This window comes from Rhodoferax sp. (genome assembly GCF_023701345.1).
Classification (GTDB): domain Bacteria; phylum Pseudomonadota; class Gammaproteobacteria; order Burkholderiales; family Burkholderiaceae_C; genus Rhodoferax.
In genome coordinates this window covers 1-12,678 of the sequence record NZ_JAMPXE010000097.1, presented here as the reverse complement: position 1 = coordinate 12,678, position 12,678 = coordinate 1, and the positions used below count along the sequence as shown (strand labels likewise).

The 12,678-nt window shown below is 59.6% G+C and carries 8 protein-coding genes and 2 pseudogenes; 4 read left to right on the top strand and 6 right to left on the bottom strand.

Annotated elements, in window-relative coordinates; all coding sequences use genetic code 11:
* The 6 genes and pseudogenes from NDI87_RS12795 to NDI87_RS12770 form a co-directional block, all read right to left on the bottom strand.
* Positions 1 to 1,036: pseudogene (locus NDI87_RS12795) on the bottom strand (VWA domain-containing protein); the annotation flags it as partial.
* Positions 1,036 to 2,001, bottom strand: a complete 966-nt coding sequence (locus tag NDI87_RS12790; RefSeq protein ID WP_296275663.1) for a 4Fe-4S binding protein — start codon at positions 1,999 to 2,001, stop codon at positions 1,036 to 1,038. The pseudogene NDI87_RS12795 and the gene NDI87_RS12790, both read right to left, overlap by 1 nt.
* A gap of 18 nt (positions 2,002 to 2,019) precedes the next feature.
* Positions 2,020 to 2,808: a CbbQ/NirQ/NorQ/GpvN family protein gene (locus tag NDI87_RS12785; RefSeq protein WP_296275661.1), complete on the bottom strand. Its 789-nt coding sequence runs from the start codon at positions 2,806 to 2,808 to the stop codon at positions 2,020 to 2,022.
* A 10-nt stretch (positions 2,809 to 2,818) separates the two neighbouring features.
* Positions 2,819 to 4,258, bottom strand: a complete 1,440-nt coding sequence (locus tag NDI87_RS12780) for a cbb3-type cytochrome c oxidase subunit I (protein WP_296275659.1) — start codon at positions 4,256 to 4,258, stop codon at positions 2,819 to 2,821.
* A 36-nt stretch (positions 4,259 to 4,294) separates the two neighbouring features.
* Complete coding sequence (locus NDI87_RS12775; protein ID WP_296275658.1) at positions 4,295 to 4,732, bottom strand: cytochrome c; 438 nt, start codon at positions 4,730 to 4,732, stop codon at positions 4,295 to 4,297.
* A gap of 47 nt (positions 4,733 to 4,779) precedes the next feature.
* Complete coding sequence (locus NDI87_RS12770) at positions 4,780 to 5,040, bottom strand: DUF2249 domain-containing protein (RefSeq protein WP_296275657.1); 261 nt, start codon at positions 5,038 to 5,040, stop codon at positions 4,780 to 4,782.
* A gap of 210 nt (positions 5,041 to 5,250) precedes the next feature.
* Here NDI87_RS12770 and NDI87_RS12765 point away from each other — a divergent pair, with 210 nt between their 5' ends.
* The 4 genes and pseudogenes from NDI87_RS12765 to narH form a co-directional block, all read left to right on the top strand.
* Positions 5,251 to 6,519, top strand: a complete 1,269-nt coding sequence (locus NDI87_RS12765) for a nitrate/nitrite transporter (protein ID WP_296275656.1) — start codon at positions 5,251 to 5,253, stop codon at positions 6,517 to 6,519.
* An 8-nt stretch (positions 6,520 to 6,527) separates the two neighbouring features.
* Entirely contained in the window at positions 6,528 to 8,156 is a 1,629-nt protein-coding gene (locus NDI87_RS12760; protein ID WP_296275655.1) for an MFS transporter, read from the top strand.
* 125 nt (positions 8,157 to 8,281) lie between these two features.
* A complete protein-coding gene (locus tag NDI87_RS12755; RefSeq protein ID WP_296275654.1) occupies positions 8,282 to 12,094 on the top strand; it encodes a nitrate reductase subunit alpha in 3,813 nt (1,270 codons plus the stop codon).
* A gap of 17 nt (positions 12,095 to 12,111) precedes the next feature.
* Positions 12,112 to 12,678 (top strand): annotated as a pseudogene (gene narH, locus NDI87_RS12750) (nitrate reductase subunit beta); the annotation flags it as partial.

Below are 12,678 nucleotides of genomic sequence, written 5' to 3'. Positions count from 1 at the left end.
TGAATGGTGCGCAATGCTGTGCTTGCATCACCTGCACCAGGCAATGGTCGGGCTGCAGCACAGCGCGCCGATAGTCCCATTCGGGAAATTTCATGCCCTCGCCCAAAGGTATGTCGTCAGCGCTGCTGCTGGGCAAATCCAGGTCGAATTTGACGCGCGAGGCCAGCGTTTGCCCATCGGGGGCAACCGACAGCTTGTCCATGTCGTTGGCGGCGTTCAGGGCGTTGCCGTCTTCCTCGTCGTCGGTACTGCGGTTGACGTGCACCATTTCGCTCCAGGACATGAGGGCTTCAGCACGAAACGGCAACACCATGGCGTTGCGGCTTTGTTCGTGCGAGGTGGCCTGGGTGCGGCGGCGCTGCTTGTCCTTGAGCGCGGCAGCTTGCTGGCCTGCCTCTGCGGCTTTCTGTCCGGCCGGGCGATCGGCAGCAATCATGTCCGTAGAGCTCAGCCACAACCAGACCGCAGCAACATCCTGGGGGTGGTAGCTTGATTCACCAACCACTTGTTCTTTCAAGGCCGCTTGAACTGCAGACTCGGCCTGCGCTTTCTCCCCACCAAGCCGATTCAGGTTTGGCCGTTGCGCCAGGTGCGCCTGCAGCAGCACTTGATATCTTGCGGCAAAGCCCGGAAACTGCGCCAGCGCCGCCTGGGTGGCGCGCAGGTTGTCCTTGATCCAGTCACCGCTGGACTCGAAACACGCCGACAGCATGGCCAGCCACAGGTACAGGTCACGGTTCAGTTGCGCATCGGCAAACACGGCGAGTGTGGCGGGAAGCGCCAGCACATCAGGCTCCAGCTGGGCCGTATCGGCGCGCTGACCGCTGCCGGCCAGTTTTTGCAGCCAGTGCCGCTGGCCGCCGATCGCCCGCCTTGAAGCTGGCGTAAAACGCAATGCCGCCGGTCCGCCGGCCGCACGAAAAAAGATGCCAATGGCTTTTTGCATGTCCTGCAATTGCACCGCCACGGTCGGATAATCCAGCCGTGTCGCTTTGGTGATGGCCTGGTGCCACCAGCGTCCAACCAGTTCTTCCATCAGTGACGCTCTGCTTGTTCGCGCTGGCGTTGGCGCAAGGTTTCACGCAGGGCGTCGACACCCACCTGCCATTCCAGCGTCGGTGTGCGCTGCTGCGCTTGCTGGGTGGCATCACACGCCGTCAAACACTGACCGCATTGCACACACGAGAACATCATGCGCTTGATGTTGCGCGGGTTCAGGCGCATCGGGCAGGCGTTGTCACACGCGGAACCGCGCGGGGCGTCGCAGGTTTTGCACTCACGTGCGCGCTCACGGGCAAAGGCCACCACCATGCCTTTGGGGTTGGCCATCCAGGCCAGGCTCTGGAATAAACCCACAGCACAGCCAAAGCGGCAAAACAAGTGCCGGGCAAAGGCAAACTCCAGCGTGAAGAGCGTGCTGGCAATCAGCAAAAATCGGCTTTGATTGGACGTCAGCGTGCCTTCTATCAAACCACCCCAAATCACAGCGGGCGGCAACAGGTAAGTGAGCAGCGTGATGGCCCAGACAAAACCCATCAGGGCACAACTCAAGGCAAACAAGGGCCACCAGCCTGCATTGGGCGTGGCGCCGGGCTTGGGTGTGGCGCTTTTGTCCCAGATGCTCAATTTGCCGCAAGCGCGGTGCAGCAGCTTGTTGAGCCCCTCCACCATCGAAAAGTGCGGGCACAACCAACCGCAATACAAACGGCCATAACGGTAAGCCACGCCCAGAAACACCGCCACCACCAACAAGCCGGGCACAAAGGCGCGCCAGACAAGTTGCAATGCAGCCTGCGTCGCGCTGATCTGTCCGTTGGCCAAGGCATCAATGCCCAGCGACCAGCGTTGCCCCAAAAACCAGAGTTGGGTATCGGTCAAGTCAAAGCGCAACAGGTTGAGCGCCGGGGCCAGCACAAAGAATGCAAAAAAACCAATTTGTGTGGCCAGCCGCCACTGCTGCAATCGTGCAGGGGCTAGCTTGCTGGGTTTCGACTGTGTCATCAGATGGCCTGGAACGCCTCAGGCGGCATCGCCAAACAGCGCGCGCACCACCTCACCCAAGGCTTGCGCCGTGGCGATGTCATCGGTCAGCGCATCAATGATGGCGGCCTGGCAGGCGGTTTGCAAGGGCAGTCCTGACGCGATCAGGCGCCCCGCCGACACCAGCAAGCGGGTGCTGGCGGTTTCTTCCAGATCGTGCTCTGTCAGCGCGCGCAGGGCTTTGGCTAACTGCACCAGTTGTTTGGCCTGCGCCTCGGAAATACCGGTTTCATTGCGCACAATGTCCAGCTCGACCGGTGGGCTGGGGTAGTTCATGCTCAGGCTGACAAAACGCTGGCGCGTGCTGGGCTTGAGCCCTTTCAGCAGATTCTGGTAACCGGGGTTGTACGAAATCACCAGCATGAACTCTGGCGGGGCCACCAGCTCTTCACCGGTGCGTTCGATCGGCAAAATGCGCCGGTCGTCGGCTAGCGGATGCAATACCACGGTGGTGTCCTTGCGGGCCTCCACCACCTCGTCAAGGTAGCAAATGGCCCCCAGGCGCACGGCCCGGGCCAACGGCCCGTCCGACCACTGTGTGCTGCCGTTGCCAATCAGAAAGCGACCCACCAGATCGGCCGCACTGAGGTCATCGTGGCAAGACACGGTGACCAGCGGCCGCCCCAAGCGCGCCGCCATGTGCTCGACAAAACGCGTTTTGCCGCACCCGGTCGGGCCCTTGATGAGCAGCGGCAATTGCTTGCGCCAGGCATGCTCGAACAGCGTGCATTCACCCGCTTGCTCGGCATAAAACGGAAGGCTGGACATGCTTTGGCGCTCAGGCAGGCTTGACCCGGCGGTGCATCATGCCGTTGGGCACAAGCAGCTCGTCTTCATTGGCGCCCGGGGCGGCAAAAAAGCTGTACAGGTAGGTCAACAAACCAAGCAGGAAGCCGACGCCACCCGCCACACGCAACCAGTAGAAAAAGCGCAGTTGGTCCTGGGTTTGCATGAAGGACATGGCGCCTTCGGTCGGCATGCGCTGCAGCCAGACCTGCAAAATGCCCGCGCCCGTCAGGGCCAGCACCATCAAGCCCATGCCGATGGTCATGATCCAGAACGACCACATTTCGAAACTTTGCGCACGGCGGCTGTTGGCCTCACGACCCCGCAAGGTCGGCATGGCGTAGCTGATCATGGCAAGCACCACCAACACATAGGCACCGTAAAAGGCCAGGTGACCATGGGCAGCCGTGATTTGTGTGCCGTGGGTGTAGTAGTTGATCGGGCTGAGCGTATGCATGAAGCCCCACAGGCCGGCACCCAAAAAGCCAACCACCGAGCACCCCACCGCCCACAGCAGGGCAGCCTGGTTGGCATGGTCACGGCGGCGGCGTTGCACCATGTTGAAGGCAAACACCGTCATCATGAAAAACGGAATCGGTTCCATGGCAGAGAAAATACTGCCCACCCACAGCCAGTAGCCCGGCATGCCAATGAAAAAGAAGTGGTGCCCGGTACCCAGAATGCCGGTGATCAGGGCCATGGCAATGATCACATAGAGCCATTTGTCGATCACTTCACGATCGACCCCGGTGGTCTTGATCAGCACAAACGCCAGCAAGGCGCCCAGAATCAATTCCCAGGTGCCTTCCACCCACAGATGCACCACAAACCACCAGTACATCTTGTCGCGCACCAGGTTTTCGGGGTTGACAAAGCTGAACAGGAACATCAGCGCCAGGCCCCACAGGCCCATCAACAGCACCACAGAAATACTGGTTTTGCGGCCTTTGAGCACGGTCATGCTGATGTTGAACAAAAAGGCCAGACAGACCACCACAATGCCGACTTTGGTCGGCAGGGGTTGCTCCAGAAATTCCCGGCCCATGGTCGCCAGCAACTCGTTGCCGGTCAATTCCGCCAGCTTGGCATAAGGCACGACCAGATAACCGACGATGGTCAGGGCACCTGCCGCCAGAAACACCCAGAACAGCACCATGGCCAGTTTGGGGCTGTAAAGCTCGGTTTCGGCTTCTTCAGGCACCAGGTAATAAGCCGAGCCCATGAAGCCAAACAGCAGCCAGACGATCAGCAGGTTGGTGTGCACCATGCGCGCCTGATTGAAGGGAATGTACGGAAAGGCGAAGTCGCCAATGACATATTGCAGCCCGAGCGTGATGCCAAAGATGATTTGGGCGGTAAAAAGAACCAGCGCGGCAACGAAGTAATACTTCGCTACCCCCTGGGATTTGTATTTGAGTGTGGTCGCTTGCATGTGCTTGTCCTGATGTGTTCAGATCGGTGTGAGGTGTCAGCCTTCGATGTTCGGTGGCCAGTTTTCGGTATTCACGTTGTTGGTCCAGCGCAAGAACTCCACCAGATCGTTGAGCTGCTCTTCAGTAAAGTTGAACTGCGGCATCTGGCGGCGCCCGGGAATGTGGGTGGGTTGCGCAGCAATCCAGGCCTTGATGAACTCCGGGCCGCGGCGCTTGTAAACATTGCCCAGCTCCGGCGCAAAGTAGGCGCCTTCGCCCAGCAGAGTGTGGCAGCCAATGCAATTGCGCGTTTCCCAGAGTTTCTTGCCATTGACGACGGCCGGCGTGATGGCCTCGGCGTTCGATCTGAACGGGATCTTGCGTTCGCTGTCAAAAATCAGTGCCGCAAAAACAAAGATAAAAAAGACCGTCCCGCCGTAAAACATGTTGCGGGCCATCTGCTTGGTAAAGCCACTGGCTTTGACTTGGTTCATCGAGTGAAACTCCTGAAATGGGTGAGTAGAAAAAGGTGTCGTGCCTGTTAAATTCGGGCAAAGTCAATCACGATGGCACCGGGCTCACGCTGCACATAGGCGATGGACACCGCCGCGCCATAGCGGGCACCCAGCTGGTGCAGCAAGGGGATCGGGTCGTGGTCATTGCAAAAGCGCATGGTTTCGCCGGGTTGTAGCGCGTCCAGCGCGCCAAAAATCGCGGCATGACGGAAGCGTTTGGCAACACCGCGCGCATCAAAGGGGTAAATCGCTTCAGGGGTCACGTGACCGGTCGCACAAGAACTCATGGATGTCTCCGATTAAATTTAAAGATTCATTGTAGATGAATCATTTAGGTTTTAAACAAGAAATAGTTCAAAAATTTTGCCAATAGTTCTTAAGAACTAGGGTCGATGCTTCACCAATAGTTCCACTGAATAGGCCAACATGTTCCACAGAGGGATACCGCAAAGGCGCAGCACTAACTACAGTCTTGCCATTCAACAGGAGTCTTTGACATGACCAAGAAAGGGCAAGCCCTCTCCGTGCTGATCGTCAGCACCTTCGCCTTCACCGTGTGTTTTATGGTGTGGATGATGTTTGCAGTGATCGGCATTCCGATCAAGAAAACGCTTGACCTCAACTCGACCCAGTTTGGCCTGCTGATGGCCACCCCGGTATTGACTGGCTCGCTGATTCGGGTGCCGCTGGGCATCTGGACCGACAAATTTGGCGGCCGCATCGTGATGACCTTGCTGATGGCGTCCACCGTGCCGGCGATCTGGCTGATGTCGTATGCCACCGAGTTCTGGCAGTATTTGACGATCGGCCTGTTTGTCGGGCTGGCCGGTGGTTCGTTTTCGGTCGGCACCCCGTACGTGGCGCGCTGGTTCCCCAAGAATCAGCAGGGTTTTGCCATGGGCATCTATGGCGCAGGCAACTCAGGCGCGGCCGTCAACAAGTTTCTGGCACCAGCACTGGTGGTGGGTTTTGGCTGGACCATGGTGCCGCAGGTGTATGCCGCCATCATGCTCGGGACCGTGATTCTGTTCTGGTTTTTCAGCCACAGTGACCCGGCCCACCTGGTGCCCAGCCACGTCACGTTTCGTGACCAGCTCAAGTCGCTGAAAGACCCCAAGGTCATCAAGTATTGCCAGTACTACAGCATTGTGTTTGGCGGCTATGTGGCACTGTCCTTGTGGATGGTGCAGTACTACGTGGGCGAGTTTGGTCTGGACATCCGCACCGCCGCCCTGCTGGCCGCCTGCTTCTCTCTGCCCGGCGGTGTCTTGCGTGCCGTGGGTGGCTGGTTGTCTGACAAATACGGTGCCCATGCCATGACCTGGTGGGTGCTGTGGGTGAGCTGGGTCTGCCTCTTTTTGCTGAGCTACCCACAAACCGATTTGACCATCACCACGATTGATGGTCCCAAAACCTTTCACATCGGTCTGAACGTCTACCTGTTCACCCTGCTGATGTTCACATTGGGCATTGCCTGGGCCTTTGGCAAGGCCAGCGTTTTCAAATACATCAGTGACGACTATCCCAACAACATCGGCACCATCAGCGGCATCGTTGGTCTGGCCGGCGGTTTGGGTGGCTTCCTGCTGCCCATCATGTTCGGCGCCCTGATGGACCTCACCGGCATCCGCTCCAGCGCCTTCATGCTGATGTACGGCGTGGTCTGGGTGTCGCTGATCTGGATGTACTGGACCGAAGTCCGCGCCAAGGAATACATGGCCCACAAAAGCCCACCAGAGATAACAGCACAAATTATTTCCAACTGAAAGAACCTATGAGCAATACAAATGCATCAGGCGCAGACATCACCGACTGGCGCCCGGAAGACGCCCAGTTCTGGGAGACCACCGGTAAAAAAATCGCTTACCGCAATTTGTGGATATCCGTTCCGGCACTGCTGTGCGGCTTTGCCGTGTGGGGCATGTGGGGCATCATCACCGTGCAGATGCTCAACCTGGGTTTTCCGTTTACCCAGGCCGAGTTGTTCACGCTGACCGCCATCGCCGGCATTTCGGGTGCCACCATGCGCATTCCGGCATCTTTCCTGATTCGGCTGGCTGGCGGGCGCAACACCATTTTCTTGACCACCGCCATGTTGCTGGCCCCTGCCATTGGCACCGGGGTCGTGCTGCAGCACCCCGATTGGCCATTGTGGACATTTCAGCTGATGGCTCTGTGGTCAGGCGTGGGTGGTGGCAACTTTGCCAGCTCCATGTCCAATATCAGCACTTTTTTTCCCAAGCGGCTGCAGGGCACCGGTCTGGGCCTGAATGCCGGCCTGGGCAACTTTGGTGTGACGACGATGCAAGTCGTGATCCCTCTGGTCATGACCGTCGGCCTGTTCGGTGATTTTGGCGGCACGTCCACCCAGCTGATCAAGGACAGTGGCTGGATCTTCGGCAAGATCGCCGCCGGAACGCCTACATGGATCCAGAACGCCGGCTTTGCCTGGGTGGTATCACTGGTGCCGCTGTCCATCCTGTGCTGGTTCGGCATGAACAACCTGAAGACGGTGTCGCCCAACACCGGCTCACCCATCGTCGCCTTCGCCAAGATCACCTACCTGTACACGCTGGCTTTCGTGCCGGCGATTTTTATGCTTTACCTCTACTTGCCCAAGCCCACCGGCCTGAGCCTGCTGAGCATGTGGGTGGCGATCCCGCTGGACGTGGTCCTGGCGCTGGGCATGATGAAACTCGCAGCCTTCGGCGAGATGAAGGAAGGCGTGAAGAAGCAGTTTGCGATCTTCAGCAACAAGCACACTTGGTCGCTCACCGCGCTGTACATCGTCACCTTCGGCTCATTCATCGGCTTCTCGATGGCGCTGCCGCTGGCCATCACGGTGATCTTCGGCTACCAGCACGTGCCCGACGCAGCCGGCATCATGCAACACACGCTGAAGAACCCGAACGCTCCGTCGGCGCTGACTTACGCGTGGATGGGCCCCTTCATCGGTGCGGCGGTGCGCCCGCTGGGCGGCTGGATCTCCGACAAGCTGGGCGGCTCGATCGTCACCCAGGTGATCTCGGTGGTGATGGCGGTGGCCTCGGTGTGGGTCGGCTACGTGATGATGCAGGCCTACGGATCGGCCACGCCGGAGCAGTACTTCCCGATGTTCCTGGGCCTGTTCATGGTGCTGTTCTTCGCCAGCGGCATCGGCAACGGCTCAACCTTCCGCACCATCGGCGTGATCTTCGACCGCACCCAGGCCGGCCCGGTGCTGGGCTGGACCTCGGCCATCGCCGCCTATGGCGCCTTCATCGCGCCAGTGGTCATCGGTGCCCAGATCAAGGCCGGCACGCCGCAGTACGCGATGTACGGCTTCGCGATCTTTTACGCGGTGTGTCTGGTGCTGAACTGGTGGTTCTATTTGCGCAGCGGGTCGGAAATCAAAAATCCATGACCTTTTCAACTGTCATTGCGAACGAAGTGAAGCAATCCATGGCCCCGGACTTCATGGATTGCCATGTCGCTTCGCTCCTCGCAATGACAAATGCATTTTCAAATCAATTTTTACAGAGGTAAACCATGAGCCACTTTCTTGATCGACTCACTTATTTCTCGCAACCCAAAGAGGCCTTCTCTGGCGAGCACGGTGTCACCACCGGTGAAGACCGCACCTGGGAAGACGCCTACCGCGACCGCTGGGCGCACGACAAGATCGTGCGTTCGACCCACGGCGTGAACTGCACGGGCTCCTGCTCGTGGAAGATTTACGTCAAGGGCGGCATCGTGACCTGGGAAACCCAGCAAACCGATTACCCGCGCACGCGCTGGGACATGCCCAACCACGAGCCGCGCGGCTGCGCCCGCGGCGCCAGTTACAGCTGGTATCTGTACAGCGCCAACCGCGTCAAGTACCCGCTGGTGCGCGGCCGTCTGCTCAAACTCTGGCGCGAAGCCCGCCTGTCGATGGACCCGGTGGACGCCTGGGCCTCGATTGCCCAAGACGACGCCAAGCGCAAGGATTACCAAAGCGTGCGCGGCCTCGGCGGCTTTGTGCGCTCGGGCTGGGACGAGGTCAATGAAATGGTGGCTGCGGCCAACATCTACACCATCAAGAAACACGGCCCCGACCGCATCATCGGCTTCTCGCCGATCCCCGCCATGTCGATGGTCAGTTACGCCGCCGGCAGCCGCTACCTGAGTCTGATTGGCGGCGTTTGCATGAGTTTTTACGACTGGTACTGCGACCTGCCACCGGCCAGCCCACAGATCTGGGGTGAGCAGACCGACGTGCCCGAATCGGCCGACTGGTACAACAGCAGCTACATCATCGCCTGGGGCTCCAACGTGCCGCAAACGCGCACCCCCGACGCCCACTTCTTCACCGAAGTGCGCTACAAAGGCACCAAGACCGTGGCCGTCACCCCCGACTATTCCGAAGTGGCCAAGCTCTCGGACATCTGGATGAAACCCAAACAGGGCACCGACGCCGCCGTGGCGATGGCCATGGGTCATGTGATCCTGAAAGAGTTCTACTTCCCTGACAAGGGCGAGCGCAGCGCCTACTTCGACGACTACGTGCGCCGTTACACCGACATGCCGATGCTGGTGATGCTGAAAGAGCAGACCCTGCCCAGCGGCGAGGTGGTGATGGTGCCCGATCGTTATGTGCGCGCCTCCGACTTCAACGGCAAACTCGGCGCTGCCAACAACCCCGAGTGGAAAACCGTGGCCCTCAACGAGGACGGCAAGGTGGTGCTGCCCAACGGCGCCATCGGCTTCCGCTGGGGTGCCGACGGCCGCGCCGATGAAGGCCAGTGGAACCTGCACGCCAAGGAAGCCCGTCACGGCACCGATGTCAAGCTCAAACTCACCGTCATGGAAGGTGAAAACGCCAGTACCGAAACGGCCAAGGTGGGCTTTCCCTATTTCGGTGGCATCGTCAGCGAGAACTTCCCCAACAACGCCACGGGTGACGCTGCCAACAACGTGCTGGTGCGCACCGTGCCGGTGCAACGCATTTCGCTCGGCAAGGAAGGCGACAAGCGCGAGGCGCTGGTGGCCACCGTGTTCGACCTGCAGGTCGCCAACTACGGTGTGGCGCGCGGTCTGCCCGGTGAAATGGCGGCCAAGGACTTCGACGACGACACCCCTTACACCCCGGCCTGGCAAGAGCGCATCACCGGCACGCCGCGTGAACAGCTCATCACCGTGGCGCGCCAGTTTGCCGACAACGCCGACAAGACCCATGGCAAGTCCATGGTGATCATCGGTGCGGCCATGAACCACTGGTACCACGCCGACATGAACTACCGCGGCGTCATCAACATGCTGATGATGTGCGGTTGTATCGGCCAGTCGGGTGGTGGCTGGGCACATTACGTGGGCCAGGAAAAACTGCGGCCGCAAACCGGCTGGACCGCACTCGCCTTTGCGCTCGACTGGATCCGTCCGCCCCGGCAAATGAACTCCACCAGCTTCTTCTACGCCCACACCGACCAGTGGCGCTACGAGAAGCTGGGGGTTGATGAAGTGCTGAGCCCCCTGGCCGACAAGTCCAAGTTTGGCGGCAGCATGATCGACTACAACGTGCGCGCCGAACGCATGGGCTGGCTGCCCTCGGCACCACAGCTCAAGACCAACCCGATGCAATTGGTCAAAGATGCGGCGGCCGCGGGCATGGAGCCCAAGGACTACCTGGTCAAGGGCCTGAAAGACGGCAGCCAGGCCATGAGCTGCGAGGACCCCGACCACCCCGACAACTGGCCGCGCAACATGTTTGTCTGGCGCTCCAACATTTTGGGTTCCAGCGGCAAGGGCCACGAGTACTTCCTCAAGCACCTGCTGGGCACCAGTAACGGCGTGCAGGGCAAGGACATGGGTGCGGATGAAGCCAAGCCCGAAGAAGTGGTCTGGCATGACAAGGCGCCCGAAGGCAAGCTCGACCTGCTGGTCACGCTCGACTTCCGCATGAGCACCACCTGCCTGTACTCCGACATCGTGCTACCCACCGCCACCTGGTACGAGAAAAACGACCTCAACACCAGCGACATGCACCCCTTCATCCACCCGCTGAGCACGGCGGTGGACCCGGCCTGGCAATCGCGCAGCGACTGGGACATCTACAAGGGTTTTGCCAAGAAGTTCAGTGATATTTGCGCCGGCCACCTCGGGGTGGAGCGCGAGATGGTGCTGTCACCGCTGATGCACGACTCCCCCGCCGAACTGGCGCAACCCTTTGGCGTGCAGGACTGGAAACGCGGCGAGATCGACCTGATCCCCGGCAAAACAGCGCCCAACATGGTGGTGGTGGAACGCGACTACCCCAACCTGTACAAGCGTTTCACCGCCCTGGGGCCACTGATGAACAAGGTCGGCAATGGCGGCAAGGGCATCAACTGGGACACCAAGATTGAAGTCAAGCAGCTCGGCGAACTCAACGGCCTGGTGACGGATGCCGGCGTGACCTGCGGCATGCCCAAGATTGACACCGACATCGACGCCTGCGAAGTGGTGCTGCAACTGGCCCCGGAAACCAATGGCCATGTGGCCGTGAAGGCCTGGAAGGCGCTGGGCAAACAGACCGGCATTGACCACACCCATCTGGCGCTGTACCGTGAAGACGAAAAAATCCGCTTCCGTGACATCCAGGCCCAGCCACGCAAGATCATCAGCTCGCCGACCTGGAGCGGCATCGAGTCCGAAACGGTGTCGTACAACGCCGGTTACACCAACGTGCACGAGATGATCCCATGGCGAACCCTGACCGGTCGTCAGCAGTTCTACATGGACCACCCGTGGATGACCGCGTTTGGCGAAGGCTTCAGCAGCTACCGGCCGCCGGTGGACCTGAAAACCACTGCCGGCATTCACAACATCAAGCCCAACGGCAACAAGGAAATTGCGCTGAACTTCATCACACCGCACCAGAAGTGGGGCATTCACTCCACCTACAGTGACAACCTGATGATGCTCACGCTGAATCGCGGCGGCAGCGTGGTCTGGCTCAGTGAAGACGACGCCAAGAGTGCGGGTATCGAAGACAACGACTGGGTCGAGGTCTTCAACATCAACGGTGCCATTGCGGCCCGTGCCGTGGTGAGCCAGCGTGTCAACCCCGGCATGACGCTGATGTACCACTCGCAGGAGAAGATCATCAACACCCCCGGTTCGGAAATCACCGGCGTGCGCGGCGGCATTCACAACTCGGTGACCCGGATTGTGCTCAAGCCCACCCACATGATCGGCGGCTACGCGCAGTTCAGCTACGGCTTCAACTACTACGGAACCATCGGCACCAACCGCGACGAATTTGTGGTGGTGCGCAAGATGGCCAAGGTGGACTGGCTGGACGACGAAGGTTCGTCCACTGAAGTCACCACAGCCCACGCTTAATCAGTTTGGAGAAACACATGAAAATTCGCGCACAAATCGGCATGGTGCTGAACCTGGACAAATGTATTGGCTGCCATACTTGCTCGGTCACCTGCAAAAACGTCTGGACCAGCCGCCCCGGCATGGAATACGCCTGGTTCAACAACGTCGAGACCAAACCCGGCATTGGTTACCCCAAGGAATGGGAGAACCAGGACAAGTGGAACGGTGGCTGGATCCGCAAGAGCAACGGCGCCATCGAGCCGCGCCAGGGCGCCAAGTGGAAGCTGCTCATGCGCATCTTCGCCAACCCGAACCTGCCGCAAATTGACGACTACTACGAGCCCTTCACCTTTGACTACGCGCACCTGCAGTCGGCACCCGAGTCCAAGGCCGCACCGACAGCCCGCCCGCGCAGCCTGATCACCGGCAAGCGCATGGAAAAAATCGTCTGGGGCCCGAACTGGGAAGAAATCCTGGGCGGCGAGTTCTCCAAGCGCAGCAAGGACAAGAACTTCGACGACATCCAGAAGGACATTTACGGCCAGTTCGAAAACACCTTCATGATGTACCTGCCGCGCCTGTGCGAGCACTGCCTGAATCCC

What these genes read in the sequence shown, in the direction of transcription:
- NDI87_RS12760 (WP_296275655.1), top strand. Translation starts at nt 6,528, where the DNA reads ATGAGCAATACAAATGCATCAGGCGCAGACATCACCGACTGGCGCCCG.
- NDI87_RS12790 (WP_296275663.1), bottom strand. Translation starts at nt 2,001, where the DNA reads ATGACACAGTCGAAACCCAGCAAGCTAGCCCCTGCACGATTGCAGCAG.
- NDI87_RS12755 (WP_296275654.1), top strand. Translation starts at nt 8,282, where the DNA reads ATGAGCCACTTTCTTGATCGACTCACTTATTTCTCGCAACCCAAAGAG.
- NDI87_RS12785 (WP_296275661.1), bottom strand. Translation starts at nt 2,808, where the DNA reads ATGTCCAGCCTTCCGTTTTATGCCGAGCAAGCGGGTGAATGCACGCTG.
- NDI87_RS12770 (WP_296275657.1), bottom strand. Translation starts at nt 5,040, where the DNA reads ATGAGTTCTTGTGCGACCGGTCACGTGACCCCTGAAGCGATTTACCCC.
- NDI87_RS12775 (WP_296275658.1), bottom strand. Translation starts at nt 4,732, where the DNA reads ATGAACCAAGTCAAAGCCAGTGGCTTTACCAAGCAGATGGCCCGCAAC.
- NDI87_RS12765 (WP_296275656.1), top strand. Translation starts at nt 5,251, where the DNA reads ATGACCAAGAAAGGGCAAGCCCTCTCCGTGCTGATCGTCAGCACCTTC.
- NDI87_RS12780 (WP_296275659.1), bottom strand. Translation starts at nt 4,258, where the DNA reads ATGCAAGCGACCACACTCAAATACAAATCCCAGGGGGTAGCGAAGTAT.